Source organism: Vibrio sp. 10N.239.312.D08 (genome assembly GCF_041466145.1).
Taxonomy (GTDB): domain Bacteria; phylum Pseudomonadota; class Gammaproteobacteria; order Enterobacterales; family Vibrionaceae; genus Vibrio; species Vibrio crassostreae_C.
Genome location: NZ_JBFSSD010000029.1, coordinates 24,273 through 49,150, shown reverse-complemented (window position 1 = coordinate 49,150; position 24,878 = coordinate 24,273). Strand labels below are relative to the sequence as shown.

The following is a 24,878-nucleotide window of genomic DNA, read 5'->3' as shown; positions in this document are numbered from 1 at the left end:
TTGTTACTTCTAGCTTAGTGGGTCTTCATGAATTTGCAGGATTTTTTGAATTTACTGGGATAGCGTGGCCAATACGCAGCAAGTTCATAATTTCAAGAGGTTGACCCGTCACATTTTCAAGTCGCATGTTGCGCTCGCGTTCAGTCAGACGTTTGAACATATAAACAATCGCGCCAACACCAGATGAATCTAAAAACTCAACCTGACTAAAATCAACTTCGATTTCAGGGTGACCATCGTTAGAAATCACATCATCGATGTCGGTTTGTGCATCACGACTGCCTGCTGCATCCAGATCACCGAAAATAGAAAGTGTCAGTGTCGTTGTGTTTAAATCAATCTTACGTAGTTCCATAGCGATATCTCCTTTTCAGTATGTATGGACAATTGCACTGAATGTGCCAACTTTTATGTTGTTATTTTTCAATGGCTTATGTTTATCGTGAATTCCCATCTCAAATTGAGAAAAGGCATTTCTCAATTTGAGAACTAAAAACGGCGGATCATATGAGAGCCATAAGTCATTAATTTAATGAATAGATGCAAGGGTTAGATAAGGTTGATGAGTGGATCGCATCTTCTAGCAAAGATTGTCTAACTGCGTGTTAGAGCACTTACGATTAAAAGCATTTGTTGACCACTACAGTTATTAATACGGAGAAGATGATGAGATTAACCAAACTGGCTTTAGCCACTCTATGGGTGTGTTCGCTTTCATCTCATTCATCCTATTTACCTCCGGACTATTTGGTGCTTGCAAACTCCTACCAGCAAGGCATTGATGTTTCTGAATACTGGAAGAGTGAAAAGCTTGATGGGATTCGGGCTCTTTGGGACGGACAACATCTTTATACACGCAATGGTAATCGCATTTACTCACCGAAGTGGTTTACTGAAAACTTGCCTAAGGTCCATCTCGAAGGAGAGTTGTGGGCAGGAAGGGGCAAGTTCCACCTTGTTCAATCTACCGTTCTCGATCATACGCCGAGTGACACAGCATGGCGCCAAATCGATTTCATGCTGTTTGATATGCCAGGCGCTGCGGGAGATTATCAAAAGCGCTATTACAACATTTTGCATTGGGTAAGCGTGATTGGAGAATCTCATGTCAGCTACATAGAACATGTACCAATTCACAGTGAAGAGGCTTTGTTTCATCAACTTGATAATGTCGATGAGCGTAATGGCGAAGGTTTGATGCTTAGAAAAATCACCAGTCGTTATCAAGCAGGCCGAAGTAATGATTTGTTAAAACTGAAAAGGCATCATGATGCCGAAGCCACAGTTATTGGCTACAAGGGTGGGACAGGGAAGTATAAAGGGATGATGGGTTCAATCTTGGTTCACACAGAAGAGGGTGTGGAATTTTATATAGGCAGCGGGTTCAGTGACCAAATGAGACTCGCACCGCCAGAGATCGGCAGCCGTATTACCTTTCGTTACAATGGTTTTACTCAAAACGGAAAACCCAAGTTTGCGCGCTTTGTTCGAGAGAAGAGTGAATATTAAGGCAGATACGATCTACCTGACCATTAAACGAAAAAGAGCCCTGAAAATCAGAGCTCTTTTTTTTATTCGAAATCAGATAGACCGACTTAGCGAGTACGAATCTAGCGAGAACTAAATTCTAACTGAACGTCATCGTCCTGCTTGTGCATCCAGTGTAGACGCATACCCAGCATAATCGCGGCTGACGTTAGACCGACGATGAAACCAATCCAGAAGCCGTGCGCACCCATAGGGTCAACAATCCAATCTTTCATACCCAAGATGTAACCGATAGGAAGACCAAGCAACCAGTAAGCCACAAAGGTGATGTTGAAGATTGAACGCATGTCTTTGTAGCCACGCAGAGCACCCGCAGCGATAACTTGGATGGCGTCAGTACATTGATAAACCGCCGCGAACAACAGCAACTGCATTGCAACCATAATTACTGCCGTGTTCTCTGTGTAAAGTAATGCAACCTGTTCTCTAAACAGAATCGTTAACGCCGCTGTCATAAGGGCTGTCACTAAACCAACAATGATACCCACGTGTGTCGCGATCTTCGCACCTTCGGTGTTGTTTTCGCCCAACTTATGGCCAACACGAATACTCACGGCTGCCCCGATACTCATCGGAATCATGAAAACCAGCGAAGAGAAGTTGATCGCGACTTGGTGCGCGGCAACAATCAATGAACCTAATGGTGCAACTAACAGAGAAACCACCGCAAACAGAGTTACCTCGAAGAAGATAGCGGCCGCCACTGGGAAACCAAGTCTAAACAGACGAATTTGAGCTTTAAGCTGCGGCTTATGGAACGTACCGAAGATGTTAATTTTCGCCAAACGCTTTGATGTTAAAACGTAAGCGAACAGCAGAGCAAACATCACCCAATATACGATAGCCGTTGCAACGCCACAGCCAACACCACCCAGAGCAGGAGCACCAAGTTTTCCGTATACGAACATCCAGTTCAGCGGGATGTTTAATAGCAAGCCAATAAAACCAATCACCATCGCAGGCTTGGTTAAAGACATACCATCGGTAAAGCTTCGCAATGTTTGGAACAACAAAAATGCAGGTACAGCAAACATCACCGCATTCATATAGCCGATGGTCTTTTCCGCCATGAGTTGTTCAATGTCCATCCACTCCAATATCAATTGTGTTTGAAAAAGCACACCAATGATTGGAAGGGAGATGACGAGCGCTAAAAATGCGCCTTGTTGAATTTCGAATGGAATTTTTACTTGTCGACCAGAACCATTCAGTTGTGCAACGACAGGAACCAACGCCATCAATAGACCAACACCAAATAGGATTGATGGTAGCCAGATACTTGCTGCAATCGAAACCGCCGCCATATCGATAGCACTTACGCCACCGGCCATTACGGTATCAACAAAACCCATTCCAGTTTGTGCAACGGATGCGATCAATACTGGGGTCGCAAGTTTAATTAGATTCGAGGATTCTTCTTTGTAACGATGCACAAACAACTCCAAATAAGAGGGAAAATTAGAATAATAGTGTAGGAAAGGACATTCTGAAGGAATCAGAGACAATGATCTTAAGCTTCCACTGGACGAATCATAAAGAAATGTCACAATAACTGCTATGAAAAACTGTTATTAGGGCGTGTTGATCTTTCGAGCTGATTTTTGCAGCGAGTTGCTGGGCCTTTTTACAAGGCAGAGGCTTTGATGTGTAGCTAGCCTACATGAGAAGCCGATAACGTAGTAAAAATGACCAGCAAACGCTGCCCGAAGGGTTCGAGCTGGGCGCCCCCGCAAAAAGCGTTTTACTCTTTGTTGAGGGAGATTTGCTTAGGATGCTAGGCTACTTCCCCCTCGCCGCGATTAAAACGTTTTTGACTAGGCGTCCCCATCCGAACAAAATTTAACCGCGAAAGGTCAACACGCCCTAGAATACTAAATAGGAATCTTATGTTTACAGGTATCGTTCAAGGCATGGCAACACTGGTTGCTATCAACAAAAAAGAGTCGTTTCAAACTCATACCATTGAGCTAAGCGATGAAATGGTTGAAGGATTAGCCATTGGTGCTTCAGTAGCTCATAACGGTTGTTGCTTAACGGTAACGGAAATTTCAGGTAACCAGATTGCTTTTGATTTAATGCAAGCGACATTGCGATTGACGAACTTAGGCCAACTGAATGTTGGTGACAAAGTGAATGTTGAGCGTGCAGCAAAGTTTGGTGACGAAATTGGCGGGCATAGCATGTCTGGCCACATTACTCTGATGGCTAACCTAGTCGATGTGATTAAAACAGAAAACAACCGTACACTTTGGTTCGAACTACCAGAAGAATCGATGAAGTACGTATTGAGTAAGGGTTACATTGGTGTTGATGGTTGTTCATTGACGATTGGTGAAGTGGAAGAGAACCGTTTCTCTGTTCACCTGATCCCAGAAACTCTGAATCGTACTCTGTTTGGCGGCCGTGAAGTAGGCGACCAAGTGAACATTGAGTTCGATCCACAAACGCAGGCAATTGTTGATACTGTCGAGCGTGTATTAGCGAACCAGAAATAGCCACTAAGCGCATTGAATCGGTGGCAATAAAATCACACCGATGACCAAATTAAAAAAGAGCACGTGAGGTGCTCTTTTTTGATCATGGTTTAAACGAGAAACTGATTGTCAGAATACTTGTTCATCATCGGCATCAATCGAAAGGTTGATTCTGTCTCTTACTTCGTCAACCTGCATATCCAAATGAATGGCATTGCAACACGCTGGACAATCATCATAGAAGTCTTGGCTACCATTAGATGCATCAAGCGTGATGTTAATACCGTGCCCACAATGCGGACAGGAGACATGTTTCTCTGTGTATTTATGCATGGCAAATTCTCCTCACTGTAACTGATACCAATCGTATTCGGTTATAAACAGCTGTAATTGGTATTAAACGGCCTGTATCTTCTGAATGCATGCTTCAGTGTGTGCTAAATATTCGCCGCCAAATTGATTGCAGTGGTTAAGAAGATGGTACAAGTTGTAAATGTCTTTCCGATCAGTATAGCCAACGTCGAGTGGATTGACGCTCTGGTAACCTTCATAAAACTCTTTAGGGAAACCTTCAAACAATTCAGTTAACGCCAAATCACACTCATGGTCCCCCCAGTAACAAGCAGGGTCGTAGCAAATTGGGCCAAACGCAGAGTTAGCAACATTGCCATTCCAAAGATCCCCATGAAGCAAAGAAGGGCGAGGGTTGTGGCCAGCAAGACGCATATTTACCACATCAACGATGTCATCGATATCACCAAACTCGATGCCTTTCTCTTTGAGCAGTTGCAGTTGGAAACCAATGCGTTGCTCAGAGAAAAAGCGACCCCATTTCTTATGCCAAGGGTTGGGTTGAAGTGTGCTGCCGATATAGTTGTCTTGGTCGCAACCAAACTCTTTTTGCTCGCCCCATTGATGAAGCCGCGCAAGCTGAACGCCGAAATCGAAGCTATTGTTGCCCGTCTCGAGCGGTTTGGTCGGCAAGTAATTCAGAATAATGAACGAGCACTCTTTGGTTTTGCCAATAAGCACCAACTCAGGAACGTAAACAGTGGAGGTTTCTCTTAACAAGCGTAAGTTCTCAGCTTCAATTTCAAACTTAGGTAAAAATTCTCGCTGATTCACTTTCACAAAGTAACGCTCATTACCATCGCTGATCATATAGCAATCGTTAATGTCGCCACCAGAAACCTTGGTACGTTCAGTAATCTGAAAGTTAAATAGAAGAGTATCTGAAAGTTGTTGAGAAATGGCCTGCCACATAGGAAATCCTCAAAGACTGAAAGTTAAAAAGATTGAAGGTTAGAAATACTGTTTGTTTAATAGCAATAGTTTAGGATAAATCTGAACAATTTATAGACGCACTCGTCAATGTTCTTAGCTCTTCTTCATCTTACGTAGAATCAATTGGCCGAATTGTGAACTCGAACTGATTCAAGCTCTTTGAAATACAAACATAAATTGAAAACCTGACGTGATGAAATAGTTTGGAACTGGTCTCACAATCGAAACGGTTTTGAACGCCACAAACTGGAAAAGAGGTTTGAGCTTGTTATTGTCTAGCGACTAAATCAAATGAGCTTTTAGAGTAAGTTGAAAGGGCTATTGTTAACTGGCGCAATACTTTGCTTCAAAGTTTGTCTTACACTTCTTTAGCGTGAATTTACTTATGTCGTAAGTAGGCAGGTATACCACATAAAGCTATATCGATTTAATTTTAAGCTGAAATACTAACTAGGATCATTTAAATGTAGTTTTGGGCAATAAAGTGATGACAAATAGCTTCATTTACATAGTATTAGGCAAGTACGTATTAATCTGCTCTAGAGCTTAAAACGGAGAATTATTGTGGTTGTAGAAACCGATGGCTATTTGGCTTTAATCGAGCACCTATCATTCAACCTTGATGTGTTTACCAATAGTAATGGTGATACTGGAAACGAAAGTGTCGAAGACATTGTTACCGACATGATTTCAACAAACATCATGGCTATTTTCGAGCAAAACCCAGAGTTGCATTCGAGCGTTCGTTTTCAACTTTTGAAAGAAGCAGATGCCGTAGTAGCGGATCTTGGTGAAGTATTAGCGGGTGTGTGGGCTAAGAAAGCGACTAACGAACAAATTGTATTCCTCGATGAGTACATCGCGTTAGTGAAGAACCTGTTTGATACTGCTGTTGCTAAATACGATTAACGGTTTGTTTGCTCATTTATCGTCGTAATTAATCAGCATAATAACAACGGGCGTTTAAGTCGTATCTTTCTAGAGTTACCTCGCTCAGCGGTTTATCTTTCGAACCGCTATAAACGCCTAAAGTGCCAAAACTTGGATGCCCAGTAAGGGTTATCTAACCTAGAAATAATGACACCTTTCGATGTCGAGGCATGTAGAAATTGGTTGTTTCCTAAATAAACGCCTACATGTCGCACCGTCATCGAAGTCTTGAAAAACACCAAGTCACCGCTTGTTGCCTGCCCATACGCAATTTCTTTTCCCTTTTTACTCTGGTCTTTTGTGGTTCTTGGTAGAGCTTGTTGAGTCGCATTTTGCACGGCGATTTGAACAAAAGCAGAGCAATCTATACCTCGAAATGAGGTCCCACCGAAATGGTATGGCACGCCTTTCCACTGTTCATACACGCTCATATAAGCGTTTGTAGTCAATTGTTCTGACTTTGATAGGGGTTTCTGTGCGGTTTGACTAAGCTGAGAAGGCGAAGGTGACGAGCTACAAGCAGCCAATGTTGCTAAAGTTATTGTAACTACAGCCATTTTTCTGATTTTCATATGTAACTCTTCTGACAAAAAACTGAAATAAAAACGTCATCAAGGACTTCTAGTATACGACCTAACTTAAGGATATCTCTTTTCGTAGTCAAACTGGATTTCACATGCCCGACACAAATTTATCAATAAAACCCTCACGTTATACATTCTCGCTTATTCAAACCGTCACTGCTGTATTTATTTCCATTCTTTTACTTGTTAGTTTTTTATCAATGGTTAGCATTCGGGGCGTTGAACGGGTCGGGAGACATTTTGATGCACTCTCGGAACAAGCATTACCCCTTGCTCTACATAACGCCGAATTAACGCAAAGCGTATTAGAACAAGTAAAACTTCTCACTTACAGCACCCAATCAACCGACTTAGATACACTGAATGCCACAAGGGGCTCAATTGACCAACTCGCGACAGAGAGCAATACCACGCTAGAGGAACTTCTTTTTATTTCCCAATCTTTTCCTGATGCGATCTCTTTAGAGCAACAACAAATCCTTGTCGATGACATGGCGCAACTGCAAGCTATGACCAACACGGTACTGCTGGCGCAGATTGAGATTCAAAGTAAGCAAAATCTGATCGACAGTAAAATGGGCGAGTTCCGTTATGGCGTTGGATCTATCGGACCAGAAATGAATCGAATCAGCTCATTCTTGGTTGAAGACAACCCAGAAGCGAGCGATGCAGCGAACCGATTTACATCCAGCGCGTCTGCTATGGCGAACACCTTCTTGATGCTGATGATGCAATCTGACATTGATAAAGCACAAGACGAATACCGTCAATTGAGAAACCGAATCGCAGGTCTGAACTTGGCTTACAGCGATTTTGCCGATTGGCACCCAGATATCGCTGAGTTCGCGAGCTTGACGGCGCCTTACGAGATGGTGAAAGAAGGCTTTACCGAAGAAGGCGTAATCAAACAAATCCTCTTGAAACTCGAACTGGTTCAGCAGCAAGAGCAAAACTTAACGCAAGTCATTAACTTAGCGAACACCGTCATTAGCACATTGAATCAGCTGTCTTCCACCGCTTCCCACCTGATTGATGAAAGTGAACTGGTTGTAAATCAAACCATCACCAATATTGATCGTGTGTTGTTTATCAGCGGGCTAGTGATTGCCGTAATCATTGTGATTTCATGGTTCGTGTTACGCCGTTGGATGAATAAAGGGCTTAAAAACATAACTCAACAGTTGAGTTCACTGGCAGATCATGACTTCTCTAAACAGAGTGAATTGCTTGGGCCGCTGGAGCTTCAAGTTATCACTTCAAAACTCAATACGGTCGTTGATTCCACCGCGGACTCGGTTCGTTTAGTAACGCGTAACTGTGAGACGCTTTATCAAACGGCTGAAGTAAGCCATGACGCTGCAGAGCAAACCAATTCGAGCTTGAACGAGCAGAACGAATCACTTCAGAATATGATCACCACCATTACGGAGCTGGAAGCATCGATTGGTGAGATTGCTCGTATCTCTAACGCATCGAACGACGATGCTCAAATAGCAGAAGATGAGTCAGTGAATGGCAGCCAAGTGGTTGGCCTTAACCAACAACGATTACAAGCGCTTGAGCACTCTCTTAGCATGAGTGAAGAGTCGATGGCTGACTTGGATGGTCGAGTGAAACAGATTCGTGAAATGGTCGACATGATCAGTGGTATCGCTGAAAACACCAACTTATTGGCACTGAACGCTGCGATAGAAGCGGCGCGAGCAGGTGAACAAGGTCGAGGTTTTGCGGTAGTTGCAGACGAAGTGCGTAAATTGGCGAGCGGCACATCCCAGCAAACCACCAATATTCGTAGCATGATGAACGAACTAGTAGCGGCAGCCGATCGCTCACGTGCTTCTGTAACGGAATCGAGAAGTGAGATGGCCAATGCACTGGAAACCAGTGGCGATGTAAGACAAGCCTTCGAGAAAATCGAATTTGCGGTTAGCCAGATCAAAGGGCGTGTTGAGCAAATCATGGTGGCTACCGAAGAACAAGCTCGTGCAACTGTCGATGTTACCCATTCAATCACTCGAGTATCTGAGCAGGGCGAGAATACTAAGCTGCAACTTGAATCTATGATCGAGAGTTCAGAGCAAGTCGGAGAGATAGCAGGGCACCAACAAGCCATGCTTCATAAGTACGTATTGAAGTAAGTGTGTCAACGTCGTCCGGAAGTGGGAATTGCCGCTGAAAGGTGAGAAGCTACGCATATAAAAATGGTGCAATCTCTTATGAGTTTGCGCCATTTTTTATTATTTTCTTGAGGCGTTAGGTCTTGTCTTTCGAATGAGGGAAGGAAGCGAATGGTTGGCGTAACATTAAATCTAGCCGTTGCTCTTTACCATCTTGAATCTCGGGAACACCAATATGCACCTTGTCATGACCAAGCTTGGGTTGGGCGCGGTAAGTCTTAAACCAGATGTCCCACACTGATAAAAAGAAGCCAAAGTTTGAGTGCGTTTCCTTAACAATGACCGAGTGATGAACGCGGTGCATGTCTGGTGTCACAATCACTTTTCTCAATCGTTTATCGAACCATAGCGGAAGACGTGCATTGCTATGGTTAAACATCGCGCTCGCATTAAGAACAATTTCAAAGATCACGACAGCAATGACAGGCACACCAAGTGCGATCACCAAACTCACCTTGATGAGCATTGAAAGAATCATCTCAATAGGGTGAAAGCGCGTTCCGGTTGTGACATCGATATCTAGATCCGCATGGTGAACTCGATGTAGCTTCCACAACCAAGGAACACGGTGAAACACCAAGTGCTGTAGGTAAATGGCACAATCCAAGAGCAATACACAGATCAGAATGGTCAATTCTTTCGGAAGTGACAGGGTATTGAACAGACCCCATTGGTTTTCTTGTGCGATAACCGCCGCTTGAAATGCTGCGATAGGAATTATAGTGGCCAATAGAAAGCTGTTCAAAGCGACTAACGCAAAGTTGTTTCCCCAGCGAAACCATTTGCTTTGAGTCAGTGCCTTACGTGGAAAACGGTATTCCCAAAGCGCACACAGTCCGAAAACGACAATAAAACAAACAAGGCGAAGCAGTGATGGGTCTTGCATGGGAATTCCTTCTATCATTCTAGGGACACTGTAAGTACAATCGTGCCACTTTTCTAGATTTATCGTTATTGTCCATGAGAATCCACGCTTTTCACCGTTTATATCAACACCGTTTGTCTCTTTCTACCAAGCCGTTTAACGCGCGCGGGTGTAAAGTGGTTCGATGTCAGTTCTGTAAAATCAAACAAGACAGCTGTATCTGTGAACATCAACCAGACGTAAATACGAACGTCGCGACCATGTTGATCTTATCGGACAACGAAATACTCAAACCAAGTAATACCGGCCGTTTAATCCTTGATACCGTTAAAGACAGCTATGCCTACCTTTGGCACCGCACTGAACCGAATCAAGAGATGCTTGATGTGCTGAAAGACGATAAATATCAGCCAGTCGTGGTCTTTCCTGAAGATTATACCGATGACAAATCGCGTGTGGTTGCAGATCTTGCTGAAATGCGAGATTCGAACAAGACGTTGCTGCTGATCTTTATTGATGGTAGTTGGCGTGAAGCACGACGTATTTTCCGTCGTTCAGAGTATCTGCAAGACTTACCGGTGTTGTCGATCGAACCAGAATCGGTTTCGCAATACATGATGCGTAAGTCAGACAACGAACAACATCTCTCGACTGCAGAAGTAGCGAGCTTGGTTTTGAAACAGGCTGGTGAAGAGCAGGGCGCAAAGACTTTACAGCTGTGGTTTGAGACATTTCGTGAAAGCTACATGCTAAGTAAGACGCGTTATAAGTCCGATCCAACCAAACCAAGCCTGAACGCTTTCATAGAGCACACTAAAAATGAGACGTCACTCTAACCTTTAACCGCTTTGTGCTGACTTGTTGTTCAAACAGATTCGAACACGAGATAAGTTTGTTATCCATCACGGTTTGTAGGGGGAGTGTTATGGATAATGCGTCCTAGATGTTTAATTTGAAAAATTTATTTGCCCGAATTTAGGGAAAAATTGGAGAGATTTCATGTATTACGGCTTCGATGTTGGCGGCACAAAAATTGAATTTGGTGCGTTCAATGAAAAACTTGAGCGAGTAGCAACAGAACGCGTACCAACGCCTACTGAAGATTATCAACTGCTACTTGATACGATTGCCGGTTTGGTGAAGAAGTACGACAGTGAATTTTCTTGCGAAGGTAAAATTGGTCTTGGTCTTCCTGGTATGGAAGATGCTGACGACGGCACAATGCTGGTTGTTAACGTGCCAGCTTCAACGGGGAAACCACTACGTAAAGACCTAGAAGCACTTATTGGTCGTAGTGTGAAAATTGAAAATGATGCGAATTGCTTTGCGCTTTCAGAAGCGTGGGATGACGAGCTTAAAGACGAACCATCAGTAGCAGGCCTAATTCTAGGTACTGGTTTTGGTGGCGGGTTAGTTTACGAAGGCAAAGTGTTCTCTGGTCGTAACCACGTTGCTGGTGAACTGGGCCATATGCGTCTTCCTATTGATGCTTGGTTCCACCTTGGCGACAACGCACCGTTACTCGGTTGTGGTTGTGGCAAGAAAGGTTGTCTAGACAGCTACCTATCAGGTCGTGGCTTTGAATTGATTTACGAGCACTACTTCGGCGAGAAGAAGAAAGCAATCGAGATCATTCAAGCGTACAACGAAGGTGAAGCAAAAGCGGCTGAGCACGTTGATCGTTTCATGGAGCTATTGGCTATCTGTTTCGCGAACCTGTTTACCGGTCTTGATCCACACGTAGTTGCATTGGGTGGCGGTCTTTCAAACTTCGAACTTATCTACGAAGAGATGCCAAAGCGTATCCCTAAATACCTACTGTCTGTAGCGAAATGTCCAAAGATCATCAAAGCGAAGCACGGTGATTCAGGCGGCGTTCGTGGCGCTGCATTCCTTAACATTAAGTAATCGTGACTTAAGTTAAGCTAGCTAAGGTTAGATAGTTAAAAAGTACAAATAAAAATGCCGCAATCTCGAAAGAGGTTGCGGCATTTTTTATTGTTCGGAGCTTTCGTTTCTTTAGCTGTTAGCTGTTAGCTGTTAACTACAAACGAAAAGCTAGAAACGACATATCAAGAAAAGAGCCAAGAGGGCTTACTTCTTCTTTTTACCAACACCAAGATTGTCTTTTTGCTTCAACGTAAGCTTAGTAAAGCCAAGCTTGCGGAAGTAGTTGTCTTGGTAGTTGCGAACCGCTTTAGTATCAGAAATCAACTCAAGCTGTTGCTCAGTTTTTAGATACTCAGAGATATCGATGCCTTCAGCTGCAGCAACAGCTTCTTGGATCGTGCGGTGTTCTTGTTTTGAAAACAGTAACTCTTTGTCTTCGTCTTTGTAAGTGTACAGAATGGTACGAGCCATGGTGCTCTCCAATAGAATTATTACTTTGCGCGCACTCTACATAAAAACCGTACGTGGCTCAAGGTAATGGTAAGAAATCTTAAGATTATCGTTCTAAACGTTTAGCGTAATTTAAGCTATTTGTCTTTTAGGAAACGAACAGGTTGTTTTTCTCGAAACGAAAAGAACAAAAAGCCCCTTAACATTGAAAAATCTATATAGGGGCTTCGTTTATGTTTTGGCGAAGATCTTCTAAGTCAATTTAGTTGTTTGAGCTTTGAATCAAACGCGACCTTGCAGAGGAATGATCGTCACTGTCTCGCCAACTTTCACGGTATCAACCGCAGGTGAGATCTCGATTAAGCAGTTCGCTTCGCTCATTGAACGCAGAATACCTGAACCTTGCTTGCCCGTTGTTTTCACTTCAAGCACGCCAGATTCATTCATCGAAAACACACCACGGCTAAATTCAGTACGGCCCTGGCGTGAGCGCAGTTGTTCCGTCGCTACAGCATTTGCTTTTACTGGCGTCCAGTTCGTTTGACCTTGAAGCTTGCGGATCGCAGGCTCAACAAAGTTAATAAACGACACCATCACAGCAACAGGGTTACCCGGTAAACCAAAGAACGGCTTGTTCTCAATCTTACCGTAAGCCAATGGGCGACCTGGACGCATGTTGATACGCCAGAAGTTGATTTCACCCAGCTTATCTAACGCAAGCTTGATGTAATCCGCATCACCAACAGACACACCACCAGAAGTCAGCACCATATCAGTTTCAAGCGACGCAGAGTGGAGCACATCCATCATCTTTTGTTCGTCATCTTCAATGATGCCGTAATCGACGATGTCACAGCCAAGCTTTTGAAGCATGCCGATAATAGTAAAACGATTTGAGTCATAGATAGAGTTTGGTTTTTGCTCGCTACCCGGCGCTTGAACTTCATCACCCGTAGAGAACACACCCACTTTCACTTTACGCAGAACAGGGCAGGTACCAAAACCTAACGACGCCATCATGCCCATTTCTGGTGCTTCGATACGTGTGCCACGTGTAAAGACAGGTTGGCCGATTTCTAAATCTTCACCTGCCATTCGGACATTTTGTCCAACCGAGATTTTAGCATCAGGGAAGCTAACTTTATCGCCATCTTGGACGGCTTGTTCACGCATCACGACAACATCAACGCCTTCTGGCATTGGTGCGCCGGTCATGATCTTAACAGCTTCACCTTGTTGAACATTTTGCTCGTAGCTGTGCCCCGCCATGACTTCAGCAACGATGTTGTAGCTGTCCAATTCAAGATCTTCACTACGAATCGCATAACCGTCCATTGCAGAGTTGGTATTCTGAGGAACGTTGATTGGTGAAATCACATCTTCAGCCAGCACGCGGCCGTAGCCTTGCAGTAATTCAACACTCTCTGTGAGATCGAGCGCGTCAATGCTATCAACAATCTTTTGCTGGCCCTGAGTTACGGTTAAAACTGCTGGAGAGAACGAATCACAACACACCGCGGGCGCTGCGTCTTTTGAAGATGAGCATGACACGGCTCTGCCTGTTGTAGAGACAAGGTCAAAGGACTGCGCGTAATCGATGATGAAATCACGAATCGCTTCTAAGTCGCTGATCGCCATTTGTGGCAGCTCTGATTCAACTTGGCTGTCTGCCGCGATAGCAATAATGTTGTTATCGTTTGGATATAACCAAGGTTTGCCCACTTCATCTCGGTGCAGTTCAATTTTAGGGAAGGCGATGTTCTTACAGCCTTCAACCAAAATCAGATCAAGCGTGTTGGTATCAAATCGAGTCAGCAGGTAATAAAAATCTGCTTCGGCTTCTGGTGTTTCTGTCATCATCACGTGACGATTACGAGAAGCAATCAACATTTGGTTCGCGCCCGCTTTACGTAAGCGGTAACTGTCTTTACCCGGCTTATCGACATCAAAATCGTGGTGAGCATGTTTTAACACGCCAACTTTTAAACCCGCATCAGTCAACAGAGGAAGCAGGGCTTCAAGTACGGTCGTTTTGCCTGTACCGCTATAAGCAGCAAAGCCCAATAAAGGAAGGTTAGGGCGTTGTTTAGAATCTTTCATTATTGAAGCGTTCCGAATTGGGTGAGTTCTTCTGGCGTGTTGAGATTAACAAAGCAGTTAGGAGAATCGCTGAAATCAACGTATTCGGTAACACACTCTTTGTATAGCAAGATGATTTTACGATCACCACGTTCCAAAAACGCTTCTAGCTTTGGCAGAACACGTTTGTGGAATAGGGTGAATACAGGTTGCTTAAATTCGCCATCATGCGCGACAAGAATGTCACTGTCTTCTTTAACTGCAGAACAAAAACGCTCAACAAGGTCGTCACTGATTTGTGGGCTGTCGCAAGGGACAAAGCCGACCCAGTCTGTACTCGCGTTTTTAAGGCCAGCATGAATGCCGCCCAATGGACCTGGATAGTCAGGGAAGGAATCGGAAACAACCGGAGCAAATGCTTGGTAACTGTCTAAGTTACGGTTGGCATTGATGGTGATGCTGACATCTTGTTGTGACAGCTTGTTTATAACGTATTGAATAAGCGGAGAACCGTTGAGCTCAACAAGTCCTTTATCTTTTCCGCCCATGCGGCTGGCCTGTCCGCCAGCCAAAATAACCCAACTAGTTTGCGTTGGAAGCAGCATAAATATTCTCTTGTGCTTTATCTTTCTGAATAACTTGCAGAAGCGGCGATTCGGTCAAAGTATTGTCTTTGATCCACCATTGCTTCTTACATAAGTCGGTTAACGCGTTAGTTTGGTGACTAGTGATGACTAAACTCGCGCCTCTTTGAAGAAGATCTTCGGCCATTATAACCAATCTTTCAATAGATTCTTTGTCTAAAGAGGCACTTGGTTCATCCATAAGCAAGATTGACGGCTTAAGAATCCAGGCTCGTGCCATTGCAACGCGTTGACGCTCACCACCAGACAACACAGAAATGTGTTCATCTGCCAAGGTTTCTAAACCTACCATTCTCAATGCATTAATTATTTGAGCTCGCTTATCTTTTTGGCTCTCTTTGTTAAAGCGAATGCCATAAGCGACATTTTGGTACACCGAGCCATCAAAAAGATAGGGGGTTTGATGCAGGTAGATGATGTCTTTGAACTTGAGCCGTGGGAATAATCTTTGTTGCCAGCTCTGTGTTGGAGATTGAATGCGGCCAGAGCTCGGCTGAATCAATCCAGACAATATTTTAAGTAGGGTCGTTTTACCCACACCATTATCTCCTTTGAGATAAATGGCATCGTTGGGGCCGATCGACAATTCGGGAATATGGAACAAAACACGCTCTTTGTAGCGCATTGAAATTTGCTGCGTTGTTATTTTTATACTCATGACAGCGTTCCTAAGTTCTTAAATAGCCTTTTCCTCTCACACTGGAAAGGAAAAAGTTAAGGGCTAATGCCAATGCTAATAACACCATACCGAGGGCGACGCCTTGAGCGAATGCGCCTTTGTGGCTTTCCATAGCGATAGCTGTTGGGATGTTTCTTGTCATCCCCATAATGTTGCCACCGACCATCATTGAACAACCAACCTCAGTGACGATACGAGAGAAGGCAGCGATAGTTGCAGCTAAAAGAGGGAAGCGCGTTTCCCAAATTAACGTACACGCCACACGAGTCGTTGATACGCCAAGTGTGCGCGCTGTTTCTACCGCTCGGCGGTCACTGGCCTGCAGAGCACCGTGCATCATCGCAACTAGGATAGGGAAACAGATCACCATCTGACCTAGAATCATCGCCTTTTGGGTGAACAGCAATTGCCAATCACCTAACGGGCCAGAGCGAGAAAGCATCATGTACATCAACAAACCGATAACCACAGTAGGGATCGCTTGCAGGGTGTTGATCACTGAAAGCAGAGCCCATTTCCCGGGGAACTCGGTGTAAGCCAATAAGAAAGCCATAAGGATTGCAGGAACAATCACCAATGAAATGGCGGACAAAGATACGCTGAAGGATACCGCGACGATTTTCCACAATTCGTGGTCAAAACTCACCAGTAGATTCATTGCATCAATCGTTGTTTGCCATAGGGTCATGAAGTATCTCGTGTAAATCGATAATAGGTTTTATCGGTAATGACTGATGTTAATCATAGCTGACCCAAACTATTTGAGTGTGTATTGGTCAGCTATTGTTTCTTTAAATGCTTCAGTTAACTGGTTAGCTAAGTGTAGTGCTTGTTGGTTTTGACTACACCTTCAACGCTACGCTTTACTTACAACCAACGACTCATTGCTTACAATCAACTGTTATGCGCTCGCAACAAACTATTCTGCGCTCGCAACAAACAGCTGTTTACCGTGCAGTTTAAAGTCGTTAATCAGTTTCTGACCTTTAGGGTTAACCAGCCAATCACTGAATACTTTCGCTGCTTGGTAGTTAATGCTCGGGTAGCGTTCTGGATTAACAAGAATCACTTGGTAAGGGTTAAACAGGTTCTTGTCACCTTGGAAAAGGATTTTAAGATCCAATTTGTTTTGGTAAGCCAACCAAGTACCACGGTCTGTCATGGTGTAGCCTTGCATCTCTGACGCCATGTTCAGAGTAGGGCCCATGCCTTGACCAACACTGCGATAACCACCGAAGTTTGGTTCCATTTTAGTTTGTGCCCAAATACCCATCTCTTTCTTATGAGTACCAGAATCGTCACCACGAGAAACGAAGGTCACGTTATTGTTCGCGATTGCTTTGAACACATCAGTCACTGCTTTTTGAGATTCAATCTTCGCCGGATCGCTTTGAGGACCAACAATGACAAAGTCGTTGTACATCAGCTTGCGAGGTAGAACCCCGTAACCTTGTTCAACGAAATTCGCTTCAGCCTTTGGTGCGTGAGTCATCACTAGGTCTACATCGCCATTCTCACCCATACGAAGTGATTTACCTGTACCCGCCGCTAGAACATCAACTTTGATACCAGAATCTTTTTCGAACTCAGGTAATAAGTAGTCAAGTAGACCAGAGTGATAGGTACTTGTGGTTGTTGCCAATTTGATATGGATGGTGTCTTCCGCGCTGCTAGCCGTATAACTGACGATAGATAGAGCTGCAATAGTTAGGGGAATTGCTTTCATTATTATTATGTCCATTCTGTTATAAATGAATGACATGCCTTCAGTTTTAAAGGGCTCAAAAAAGGGCATGTGCATAAGACGCTAATTGTTGTAATTAGAAATCTACACCTTATAAGCAATCTTAATGCCAATAAATCATGCATCAGATCTCATTAAATTGCTGTTATTTCGGACAAAACTGCGTCATTTAGCCCTCTAAAATGAATCAAAACATGAGCTAGGACAAAATGTCGCACATTGTCCCTGTTGCACAAAAGGTTAATTGGTACACTCTGTCCCAACTTTCCCCACCGGCTAATCATTATGTCTTTACCTAGTTCATCTGCACCCAACCTCAACCCGAACACATTGACTCAATATCAAGCGTTTTCCGTCTTGGTTGTGGATGATGAAATGGGTATGCAGGCTATTTTAAAGAAAGCACTGGGTAAGTTCTTTGGCAAGGTATCGAGTGCGGGGTCGGTTGAAGAAGCCGAAATACTGCGTTCGAGCGAGCATTTTGATCTCATTGTTCTTGATATCAATCTGCCAGGTCGGTCTGGTATTGAGTGGGAAGAGGCGTTTAACGACAACGACAAACGTGCCGATGTGATTTTCATGACAGGTTATGCTGATTTAGAGATGACGATATCTGCGCTTAAGCTTGGTGCTTCAGATTTTATTCTTAAGCCATTCAACCTCGAACAGATGATACAAGCGGTTCTGCGTTGTATGGATAAGCGACTCGACCAAAGAATGCAGTACGCGTTGAAGCGTGATGTGAGTCGTCATATCAAGACTGAACTGATTGGCAATTCAGACAAGACCAAACAACTTAAATTGCTGATCAGTCAATTTGCACCGTCTCGAGCGTCCGTCTTGATAGAAGGTGAGTCGGGTACCGGCAAAGAGCTGGTTGCTCGTGGTGTACATGAAGCCAGTAAACGCACAGGTCCATTTGTGCCAATCAACTGTGGTGCGATTGCTCCAGAGCTTCTAGAAAGTGAACTGTTTGGACATACATCAGGCGCATTTACTGGTGCGAAGAAAAACCGTGAAGGTCTTTTCCGAGTCGCAAGTGGTGGCACCTTGTTCCTTGATGAAATTGGTGAAATGCCACTGCCAATGCAAGCTGCATTGTTACGCGTGTTAGAGCAAAGAACCATTCGTCCAGTCGGTAGCGAGAAGGAAATTTCCGTTGACGTACGAGTGGTGGCGGCGACCAACCGAAATCTTCAAGAAGAGGTCGATAAAGGGCACTTCCGCCGCGATCTGTTCTACCGACTCAATGTACTTAAGATTGATGTGGTGCCATTGAGAGAGCGCCCGTCAGACCTGATTGAACTTGTTCCATACTTTACTCGTCTTTTATCGAGCGAGCTTGGCATGCCAGTTCCAAATTGGGCACATGAAGACATCTTGGCGTTGAACGAATACGAATGGCCGGGAAATATTCGTGAACTTAAAAACTTAGTCGAACGATGCATTCTTTTAGACAAGCCACCAGCACACTATTGGCGCGAGATTAATGGTGATCCTGTTCCCGCTAGCATTTCAGTGACGGTGTCACATGGTGCGGAAATGCCAAACTTGAATAATGCAGACGCTGCCGAGGGTTATCCAAACACTTGGACACTCAAAGAAGTAGAAAAATCTCATATAGAACAGCTGGTTAGTTTTCATGATGGCAATAAATCGGCAGCTGCAAGAGATCTTGGCGTCGCACGTAAAACGCTAGAGCGTAAGTACAAAGATTGGAACACAGAAGGCTCTGAATATGCCGATTAGACGTCGTTGGTGGTCAAAGTGGGCGTTCCGATTCAAAACCATGGTTCGCTACCGATTATTATTCCTAACATCAGCTCCGATCATTCTGACCTTGTGCGCGCTTGTGGCTATCACACTGTATTGGTCAATACATTACACGTGGCAGGGCGCTCTGATTGATGTTGATGAACGCTTGGATGTTGCCGATAACAGTATTCACCTGATCCAAAATCAGCAAGCATACAACGTTCGTGCGTTCGCCGAGTCTTATAACTTTCGAACCAAACTCGCGAGTGATCTTTCACACGAAGAGCTAACTCGCTGGGTGTCTGAGAACAAATCTCGCTATGAGCTCGATTTTCTGCGCTGGCGCAGTGTCGAGAGCATGGAAAAGAAACTCGAATATCTAAACTTAACTCACAAGCCTTCATTTTTCAGTGTCTTAAGCCGTAATGAACTCAATTATCTCGATCGTGACCTCGCTAAAAAAGCGGAAGTTCCGATGCTCAACGGGCAAGAGGTCGAGACTCGCGGATTGGTAAGCCGAACCGTTGTATCCATCAAAGATGAACATGATCATGTGATTGGTTTTCTGGATGGTGGGATCTTACTGAATAACAGTACTCAACTTGTTGACCAAATCAGTAACCTTATCTATCCACAACGAGAAGGTTTTAATCGTCATATAGGAACGGTCACGGTTTTCCTTGATGATCTTCGTGTTAGCACCAACGTGCCTTTGAGCAGTGAAGACAGTGTAGGGCGCGCCATTGGTACACGTGTTTCTCACGAGGTTCACTCGAAAGTCTTGAATGAAGGTAAAGAGTGGCTAGATCGAGCGTATGTTTACGATGCTTGGTACATCACAGCTTACCAACCAATCCATGACCAGTTTAATAATGTGATTGGTATGCTTTACACCGGTTATTTGATTTGGCCGCTGATAGAAACGTACTTAACCAACCTTGGCGAAATTAGCATTACCATTGTGTTGCTTCTGTTGGCATCCGGTTTGATCGTTCACCGTGGCGCACGTGATCTTTTCAACCCAATCGAACGCATTCATAAAGTGGTGAAGCTAGTACAGATGGGGCAAGACAAGCGAATTGGTACGCTAGGTTTGGATGATCAACACGAACTGACACTGCTCGCTAAACAGTTCGATAAGATGTTGGATCTACTGCACGAGCGTAATCAAGAGATTCAACAAGCGGCGTCTGAACTAGAGTGCAAAGTGCATTCTCGTACCGCGAGTTTGAAAGAGAAAACTGAAGAACTTGAACTGCACATCAAGCTTCTCAATCAAGCCAGAGATAAGCTGGTGGTCAATGAAAAACTGGCCGCGTTAGGTGAATTAACGGCAGGTATTGCTCATGAGATCAATAACCCAACCGCCGTGATTCTTGGCAACGTTGAACTGATGAAGTTTGAACTGGGCGATGAAGTGAGCCGTGTAGATGAGGAAGTCCACGCGATCATGGAGCAGATTGACCGAATTCGAAATATCACACGAAGCCTGCTTCAATACAGCCGTCACGGCGGCGTACAAGACGAAATTACGTGGCAACATATCAACCCAATAGTGGATGAAAGTATTACGCTCGTAAAAACAGGTGCGAAGAAGAAAGGCATTGTGTACGTATCGCAGCTGAACGCTAAAACCTCAGTCGAGGTCAATCGAAACCAATTGCTACAGATTCTGGTTAACCTACAAATGAACGCGATTCATGCAATGGACGGTCAGGGCACGTTAACCATTTCGAGTGAAGACTGGGTTGAAAATGGTGTGTCTCATGGCGCTATCGTTCATGTTCAAGATGAAGGCTGCGGTATTAAGGAAGAACAACTGAAACGTATCTTCTCGCCTTTCTATACCACCAAACGAGATGGCACGGGCTTAGGGTTGTCAGTATCTCAGAGTATCTTGAGCCAAACTGGCGGCGAGATCCGAGTTGAATCTGAGGTAGGTAAGGGAAGTTGCTTTAGTATCTATCTTCAACAGAAAGCGACACCTCAATTGCTTGTATCAAACCTATAAGTTCTAAGAACTCATTCACTGATATTATCATCTGATAATATTTCTAACGCGCTTGGGCTATTACACGAACGTTTTAGCCCAAGCACGAAAATTCTGCACTACTAATCTATCGCAAACCAAATCTCAACTCGCTGCAAATGAGGTACTCCAAGCCTCACAATCGCTCGCAGAAGACAGTCAGAAAATGGCGAACATTACAGAACACCTTACCGAGCAATTGAAATACTTTAAGGTTTAGCATCAATAGGACTATTAGCTTAAAGATAAAAAGCTCATAAAAAACACCTCCGCACTTGCGATAAGTTCGGAGGTGTTTTTATTTATGGCTAGTCATTTGCTATAAGCAACAAACGTCTAAAGCATCAAGCCTAATACGCCGCTACTGAAATTTTCGGTGGGTTGATGTTGTGCTTCTTAAACTCTTTCATCACACGCAAAGTAATGTCGGTTTCAAACAGCTTCTCATACGCAGTATCCACAACGTAAGCCTTACAAGTTAGCTGTATTGCTAGGTAGTTATCGGTAATCGTCTGTTTAACCAAAACCGTTACAGGTTTCGGCAAGTGGATATAACGACTTGAAGACGCCGCTTCTTGAATCAGATCGCGGGCTAGGGTGATGTCTTCATCCATACCAACGTAAAACGGAATCACCACCTGCATGTCCAACGCACCGTAGTTACCACTGGTGGTCACTTCATTTAAGAACTTGTTGTTCGGAATGGTAATGATGTCATCGTTCAGGGTTCTCATTCGCACTGAACGCAAACCAATGGTAATGATATCACCGTAGTTGCCTTCGAACGTGACGCGGTCACCAACTTGAAAGGGCCTATCAATCATTACCGTGATGCCCGCGATGAATGAAGCTGCCAAATCTTTAAGCGCAAAGCCGACTGACACGGCGAGGGTACCACCAATCAAAGCCAGTATTTGGTCGTTGATTCTAAAGCTCATCATGAACACGATAAGACCTGTGCTCACATAGATAAAGAACTGAGTAAACGACTGCAGTTTCTGTAGCAGCATTCGGTATTGCACGAATTGGCTACCAAAACTGGTCACCATCGAGTTGATAAACTTAAGCAGTAACCACATCGCAGCAATAACGATCATGGAGAAGAACACGCCGCTCCATCGCACTAGACTCGCTATCTTTGAGATGTTTTCTACATTGGCTAACTCTTCCGTCGCAAAGATCGGGAAACTGACAGCACTTGCCAAGCCAACAAATAGTAGGATAAATAACTTCTTCATTTTACTTCACCAGTAGATGTTGACGGTCGAGAACGTTAGTAATGTGGCGGAACCAATGCTCGGAAATTCGAGCCTTTTCTTCATGCCAACCAATATAACCACGGCTTTCAAAGTAACGCAGAATGCCGGTTATCTCAGCCGTGCTTAGCTGCGTACAATCAGACAAGACTTCCGGAGACGCGATTTCCAACTGCACGATAGAACGAAGCACAGCCAGCATAGGTTTTGGCATGTTTTCTAGTTCTTGTGCTTCTGGTACATGGAACAAGCGCACCACGGCTTGATCTGTCTCTTTGTTTCGATTCAATGAGAGTCGGAAGAAGCGCAACGCAACGGTAGGGTTACCATCAGAGTAATGCCACAAGATTCGGTAGAAGCCTTGGCGTGCGCGATCTTCCTCGCTCATGTCATCTTGGTCCCACTGTTTAGGCACCACCAAACCATCAAACGATAACGGCTTCTCAAGCTCCGTATTAATACGGCTATTTAGAAGCTCACCGACTTGTTTCTCTGTCCAACGCGGAAGGAAACACACCAAGTCAAACAGCAAACGTTCGCCACGCGCTCGATCGACAAACCGCCAGCTTGATTTGGCGATCGATATCACGACACGGTGGTTCTTTTTAGAACGACGCAGAAGGTTGGTCAAACGAATCAAATCAGACAGGCCACCGACCATTGGTTGCACCAGTCGTTGTGCGTTATCAATCGCGATAAGGTAAGTGGTATTGCTCTTACGAAGATGCGCTAATATTTGAATTTCAGTCGCTTCTTCGTCCAAGCCAATGCTCACGGCTAAATGCGCTAAAAGCTCTTGGTAACCCGCATAAGGGCAACTCACGTATACAGGCTCAGCGTTAAAGACTTTGTGCAGTAAGGTATATAGCAGCGTTGTCGCGCCGACACCACGTTCGCCAGACACAATACAGATAGCCGGGCTGTCTGACATTAAGTAGCGTGATAACTGCTTAATTTCATCTCCCGCGTAATCTATCAACGTACTGTCGATATTACCCGGAAGAATGTATTCATAGGTTTGATCGCCTTTGATTCGAACCAAGTTTTGCTGATTCTTGTCAAGGTCAGACTGCTTAGCCACTTCAATTCTAAACAGGTACGCCAAAGCTTGGCTAAACAGTGTGTAATTAGACAGTAAGGCCATGATGCGGTGTTGGAAGTTGTAAACACTCAACCATACGATGCCAATGGCCGTCGCCAATATATTAAGTAAGAAGGTATCCTTGCGGTTTACTGCCCAGTTCACCCATACCGGACGATCAGAGATGTGTTGCAGCGTATCGAAGACTTTCGCACGCCATAATCTAAGCACTGAAATGGTAACCAGTACAAACCAGAAAAATAGGGCGCTGTAGATCCAGCTATAGATAGTGCCTTTGCCTAGCGTGATACTCGATATTTGCAAAGTCACACCCGCAACAATGAAGCTCCAAACATAACGGCGAATGGTCGATAGGCGCAGCGCAATCACTTCTTGATTAGATGTGCGGCCCAAACGATACGCAAATTCCAAAATAAAGCTGATAGCAATCGAACCACCTAGAATCCACCAAGTGAAGATCTCAAGGAAAATCAGGTGTTGCAGGCTAGGGATGCTGGAGAGCACTCTTAGAGAAAGCGTAATCGCAATTAACCAAGCAATCGCACGATCAGCGCGGCTGATGTACCAGATCACACGTACTAAAAATGGAGGGTTCGTTTTCGCTTCAAGAAAATTAATTCTGAACAACTCAATCAAACGAGTGCTATTGGCAAGCCACCACGCTAAACCAAAATAGATAAACAACACTTTTAACGATGCACCAATCACAGGCACTGGCGAAATAAAGATGTCTTTAACGAGCGCTTTAAAGCTACGAATTTGGAAGTAAACAAGATACTCAATGTTGAGCTTGGTTAATTCCCACTCTTGCTTAAATTGAGTTACGCCGTAGGGGCCAAAACCCGTTAGGCGCTCTTTATTAGCGGAATTCGTCTGCTCTAACAGGTGTTGCTTGCTCACATTCAAGCTATTCAAAGTGACGTAACTGGTTTGAACGGCAAACCATTGATCGGCGTCGTTGTTCGCTCTGTAGGCTTTTATCTGTTGCTCGAAGGTTTTGATTTCCTGCTTTTGAACTTGTAGCACTTCAGCGAGCAATATATTGACTTGGCGTCTGTCCGACGGTTCCATAAAGAGGGGGTCGGGTAACGAATCAATTCGATCATCGAGATCAACAGCAGAATCGGATACCTGCGGCTGAGATTGTAAGTCATATTCCAAGTTGGCATGACTAGGCCAAGAGAGAATGGCCAAAGTGAGGATTAAGAAGCGCGATAGTGAACGCATAAAAGTCTCTTAGAATTATGAGGTTAGGATTACTATAGTTAGATAATCTGACTTTGTGAAATCCAACCCCGTGTCGGGGGCGAGTACTTTATTCCTGTTTCGAGCGATTTTGTCATGAAATTGTCAGGGATTAGGCTAGTATTTGAGCATCTTTATTATGT

22 protein-coding genes are annotated in these 24,878 nt (G+C 44.2%); 8 read left to right on the top strand and 14 right to left on the bottom strand.

Going from position 1 to position 24,878, the window contains the following annotated elements:
* Positions 1 to 25: 25 nt before the first annotated feature.
* The gene (locus tag AB6D58_RS15745; protein ID WP_050621341.1) at positions 26 to 355 is read right to left on the bottom strand and encodes an STAS domain-containing protein; all 330 of its coding nucleotides are present in this window, start codon (positions 353 to 355) and stop codon (positions 26 to 28) included.
* A 311-nt stretch (positions 356 to 666) separates the two neighbouring features.
* On the opposite strand from AB6D58_RS15745, the gene AB6D58_RS15740 reads away from it, so the two are divergent.
* The gene (locus AB6D58_RS15740) at positions 667 to 1,509 is read left to right on the top strand and encodes a DNA ligase (RefSeq protein ID WP_136978467.1); all 843 of its coding nucleotides are present in this window, start codon (positions 667 to 669) and stop codon (positions 1,507 to 1,509) included.
* A 101-nt stretch (positions 1,510 to 1,610) separates the two neighbouring features.
* Here the strand turns inward: AB6D58_RS15740 and AB6D58_RS15735 are convergent, their stop codons facing one another.
* Positions 1,611 to 2,981 carry an MATE family efflux transporter gene (locus AB6D58_RS15735; protein WP_017063888.1) on the bottom strand — a complete coding sequence of 457 codons (1,371 nt, stop codon included), beginning with the start codon at positions 2,979 to 2,981 and terminating at the stop codon, positions 1,611 to 1,613.
* Positions 2,982 to 3,434: 453 nt separating this feature from the next.
* On the opposite strand from AB6D58_RS15735, the gene AB6D58_RS15730 reads away from it, so the two are divergent.
* Positions 3,435 to 4,043: a riboflavin synthase gene (locus tag AB6D58_RS15730; RefSeq protein ID WP_017063887.1), complete on the top strand. Its 609-nt coding sequence runs from the start codon at positions 3,435 to 3,437 to the stop codon at positions 4,041 to 4,043.
* A 108-nt stretch (positions 4,044 to 4,151) separates the two neighbouring features.
* Here AB6D58_RS15730 and AB6D58_RS15725 read toward each other — a convergent pair whose 3' ends face one another.
* Positions 4,152 to 4,355: a CPXCG motif-containing cysteine-rich protein gene (locus AB6D58_RS15725; protein WP_017059600.1), complete on the bottom strand. Its 204-nt coding sequence runs from the start codon at positions 4,353 to 4,355 to the stop codon at positions 4,152 to 4,154.
* A 63-nt stretch (positions 4,356 to 4,418) separates the two neighbouring features.
* A complete protein-coding gene (locus AB6D58_RS15720; RefSeq protein ID WP_017059601.1) occupies positions 4,419 to 5,285 on the bottom strand; it encodes a fructosamine kinase family protein in 867 nt (288 codons plus the stop codon).
* A gap of 585 nt (positions 5,286 to 5,870) precedes the next feature.
* Here AB6D58_RS15720 and AB6D58_RS15715 point away from each other — a divergent pair.
* Positions 5,871 to 6,215 carry a DUF3802 family protein gene (locus tag AB6D58_RS15715; protein WP_010440912.1) on the top strand — a complete coding sequence of 115 codons (345 nt, stop codon included), beginning with the start codon at positions 5,871 to 5,873 and terminating at the stop codon, positions 6,213 to 6,215.
* A gap of 107 nt (positions 6,216 to 6,322) precedes the next feature.
* On the opposite strand, the gene AB6D58_RS15710 is transcribed toward AB6D58_RS15715, so the two are convergent.
* Positions 6,323 to 6,808: a C40 family peptidase gene (locus AB6D58_RS15710; protein ID WP_017059602.1), complete on the bottom strand. Its 486-nt coding sequence runs from the start codon at positions 6,806 to 6,808 to the stop codon at positions 6,323 to 6,325.
* 104 nt (positions 6,809 to 6,912) lie between these two features.
* Between AB6D58_RS15710 and AB6D58_RS15705 the strand changes: the two genes are divergently transcribed.
* The gene (locus tag AB6D58_RS15705; RefSeq protein ID WP_136982669.1) at positions 6,913 to 8,958 is read left to right on the top strand and encodes a methyl-accepting chemotaxis protein; all 2,046 of its coding nucleotides are present in this window, start codon (positions 6,913 to 6,915) and stop codon (positions 8,956 to 8,958) included.
* 115 nt (positions 8,959 to 9,073) lie between these two features.
* Here AB6D58_RS15705 and AB6D58_RS15700 read toward each other — a convergent pair whose 3' ends face one another.
* Positions 9,074 to 9,883: a sterol desaturase family protein gene (locus AB6D58_RS15700; RefSeq protein ID WP_017070845.1), complete on the bottom strand. Its 810-nt coding sequence runs from the start codon at positions 9,881 to 9,883 to the stop codon at positions 9,074 to 9,076.
* 68 nt (positions 9,884 to 9,951) lie between these two features.
* Between AB6D58_RS15700 and AB6D58_RS15695 the strand changes: the two genes are divergently transcribed.
* Together AB6D58_RS15695 and nagK are read left to right on the top strand one after the other, a co-directional pair.
* Positions 9,952 to 10,698: a tRNA-uridine aminocarboxypropyltransferase gene (locus tag AB6D58_RS15695; protein ID WP_080582212.1), complete on the top strand. Its 747-nt coding sequence runs from the start codon at positions 9,952 to 9,954 to the stop codon at positions 10,696 to 10,698.
* 163 nt (positions 10,699 to 10,861) lie between these two features.
* Positions 10,862 to 11,770 (top strand): N-acetylglucosamine kinase, encoded by a 909-nt coding sequence (gene nagK, locus AB6D58_RS15690; RefSeq protein ID WP_017068179.1) that lies wholly within the window; start codon positions 10,862 to 10,864, stop codon positions 11,768 to 11,770.
* Between the two features lie 186 nt (positions 11,771 to 11,956).
* On the opposite strand, the gene AB6D58_RS15685 is transcribed toward nagK, so the two are convergent.
* The 6 genes from AB6D58_RS15685 to AB6D58_RS15660 all read right to left on the bottom strand — a co-directional run bounded on the left by AB6D58_RS15685 (position 11,957) and on the right by AB6D58_RS15660 (position 17,330).
* The gene (locus AB6D58_RS15685) at positions 11,957 to 12,223 is read right to left on the bottom strand and encodes a DUF2960 family protein (protein WP_017063882.1); all 267 of its coding nucleotides are present in this window, start codon (positions 12,221 to 12,223) and stop codon (positions 11,957 to 11,959) included.
* 261 nt (positions 12,224 to 12,484) lie between these two features.
* A complete protein-coding gene (locus AB6D58_RS15680; RefSeq protein WP_372157737.1) occupies positions 12,485 to 14,302 on the bottom strand; it encodes a bifunctional molybdopterin-guanine dinucleotide biosynthesis adaptor protein MobB/molybdopterin molybdotransferase MoeA in 1,818 nt (605 codons plus the stop codon).
* The gene (gene mobA, locus AB6D58_RS15675) at positions 14,302 to 14,886 is read right to left on the bottom strand and encodes a molybdenum cofactor guanylyltransferase MobA (protein ID WP_004733776.1); all 585 of its coding nucleotides are present in this window, start codon (positions 14,884 to 14,886) and stop codon (positions 14,302 to 14,304) included. Before mobA ends, AB6D58_RS15680 begins: the two co-directional genes overlap by 1 nt.
* On the bottom strand, positions 14,864 to 15,583 hold the full coding sequence (locus tag AB6D58_RS15670) for an energy-coupling factor ABC transporter ATP-binding protein (protein WP_017067175.1): 720 nt from the start codon (positions 15,581 to 15,583) through the stop codon (positions 14,864 to 14,866). Before AB6D58_RS15670 ends, mobA begins: the two co-directional genes overlap by 23 nt.
* A gap of 10 nt (positions 15,584 to 15,593) precedes the next feature.
* The gene (locus tag AB6D58_RS15665) at positions 15,594 to 16,292 is read right to left on the bottom strand and encodes an ABC transporter permease (protein ID WP_017067174.1); all 699 of its coding nucleotides are present in this window, start codon (positions 16,290 to 16,292) and stop codon (positions 15,594 to 15,596) included.
* 231 nt (positions 16,293 to 16,523) lie between these two features.
* The gene (locus tag AB6D58_RS15660) at positions 16,524 to 17,330 is read right to left on the bottom strand and encodes a substrate-binding domain-containing protein (protein ID WP_102393728.1); all 807 of its coding nucleotides are present in this window, start codon (positions 17,328 to 17,330) and stop codon (positions 16,524 to 16,526) included.
* 303 nt (positions 17,331 to 17,633) lie between these two features.
* On the opposite strand from AB6D58_RS15660, the gene AB6D58_RS15655 reads away from it, so the two are divergent.
* Together AB6D58_RS15655 and AB6D58_RS15650 are read left to right on the top strand one after the other, a co-directional pair.
* Positions 17,634 to 19,097, top strand: a complete 1,464-nt coding sequence (locus AB6D58_RS15655; RefSeq protein ID WP_102393729.1) for a sigma-54 dependent transcriptional regulator — start codon at positions 17,634 to 17,636, stop codon at positions 19,095 to 19,097.
* A complete protein-coding gene (locus tag AB6D58_RS15650) occupies positions 19,087 to 21,114 on the top strand; it encodes a cache domain-containing protein (protein ID WP_017059613.1) in 2,028 nt (675 codons plus the stop codon). The genes AB6D58_RS15655 and AB6D58_RS15650 overlap by 11 nt, the downstream gene beginning before the upstream one ends.
* A 368-nt stretch (positions 21,115 to 21,482) precedes the next feature.
* Here AB6D58_RS15650 and AB6D58_RS15645 read toward each other — a convergent pair whose 3' ends face one another.
* Both AB6D58_RS15645 and AB6D58_RS15640 read right to left on the bottom strand, forming a co-directional pair.
* Positions 21,483 to 22,370, bottom strand: a complete 888-nt coding sequence (locus AB6D58_RS15645; protein WP_136982672.1) for a mechanosensitive ion channel family protein — start codon at positions 22,368 to 22,370, stop codon at positions 21,483 to 21,485.
* A gap of 1 nt (position 22,371) precedes the next feature.
* Positions 22,372 to 24,717, bottom strand: coding sequence for an ATP-binding protein (locus tag AB6D58_RS15640; protein WP_136982673.1), 2,346 nt, complete (start codon positions 24,715 to 24,717; stop codon positions 22,372 to 22,374).
* Between the last annotated feature and the right edge of the window lie 161 nt (positions 24,718 to 24,878).

Excerpts from the sequence above, each read along its gene's own strand:
- AB6D58_RS15745 (WP_050621341.1), bottom strand. The coding sequence starts at position 355 with ATGGAACTACGTAAGATTGATTTAAACACAACGACACTGACACTTTCT.
- AB6D58_RS15740 (WP_136978467.1), top strand. The coding sequence starts at position 667 with ATGAGATTAACCAAACTGGCTTTAGCCACTCTATGGGTGTGTTCGCTT.
- AB6D58_RS15730 (WP_017063887.1), top strand. The coding sequence starts at position 3,435 with ATGTTTACAGGTATCGTTCAAGGCATGGCAACACTGGTTGCTATCAAC.
- AB6D58_RS15725 (WP_017059600.1), bottom strand. The coding sequence starts at position 4,355 with ATGCATAAATACACAGAGAAACATGTCTCCTGTCCGCATTGTGGGCAC.
- AB6D58_RS15720 (WP_017059601.1), bottom strand. The coding sequence starts at position 5,285 with ATGTGGCAGGCCATTTCTCAACAACTTTCAGATACTCTTCTATTTAAC.
- AB6D58_RS15710 (WP_017059602.1), bottom strand. The coding sequence starts at position 6,808 with ATGAAAATCAGAAAAATGGCTGTAGTTACAATAACTTTAGCAACATTG.
- AB6D58_RS15705 (WP_136982669.1), top strand. The coding sequence starts at position 6,913 with ATGCCCGACACAAATTTATCAATAAAACCCTCACGTTATACATTCTCG.
- AB6D58_RS15700 (WP_017070845.1), bottom strand. The coding sequence starts at position 9,883 with ATGCAAGACCCATCACTGCTTCGCCTTGTTTGTTTTATTGTCGTTTTC.
- nagK (WP_017068179.1), top strand. The coding sequence starts at position 10,862 with ATGTATTACGGCTTCGATGTTGGCGGCACAAAAATTGAATTTGGTGCG.
- AB6D58_RS15685 (WP_017063882.1), bottom strand. The coding sequence starts at position 12,223 with ATGGCTCGTACCATTCTGTACACTTACAAAGACGAAGACAAAGAGTTA.
- AB6D58_RS15680 (WP_372157737.1), bottom strand. The coding sequence starts at position 14,302 with ATGAAAGATTCTAAACAACGCCCTAACCTTCCTTTATTGGGCTTTGCT.
- mobA (WP_004733776.1), bottom strand. The coding sequence starts at position 14,886 with ATGCTGCTTCCAACGCAAACTAGTTGGGTTATTTTGGCTGGCGGACAG.
- AB6D58_RS15670 (WP_017067175.1), bottom strand. The coding sequence starts at position 15,583 with ATGAGTATAAAAATAACAACGCAGCAAATTTCAATGCGCTACAAAGAG.
- AB6D58_RS15665 (WP_017067174.1), bottom strand. The coding sequence starts at position 16,292 with ATGACCCTATGGCAAACAACGATTGATGCAATGAATCTACTGGTGAGT.
- AB6D58_RS15660 (WP_102393728.1), bottom strand. The coding sequence starts at position 17,330 with ATGAAAGCAATTCCCCTAACTATTGCAGCTCTATCTATCGTCAGTTAT.
- AB6D58_RS15655 (WP_102393729.1), top strand. The coding sequence starts at position 17,634 with ATGTCTTTACCTAGTTCATCTGCACCCAACCTCAACCCGAACACATTG.
- AB6D58_RS15650 (WP_017059613.1), top strand. The coding sequence starts at position 19,087 with ATGCCGATTAGACGTCGTTGGTGGTCAAAGTGGGCGTTCCGATTCAAA.
- AB6D58_RS15645 (WP_136982672.1), bottom strand. The coding sequence starts at position 22,370 with ATGAAGAAGTTATTTATCCTACTATTTGTTGGCTTGGCAAGTGCTGTC.
- AB6D58_RS15640 (WP_136982673.1), bottom strand. The coding sequence starts at position 24,717 with ATGCGTTCACTATCGCGCTTCTTAATCCTCACTTTGGCCATTCTCTCT.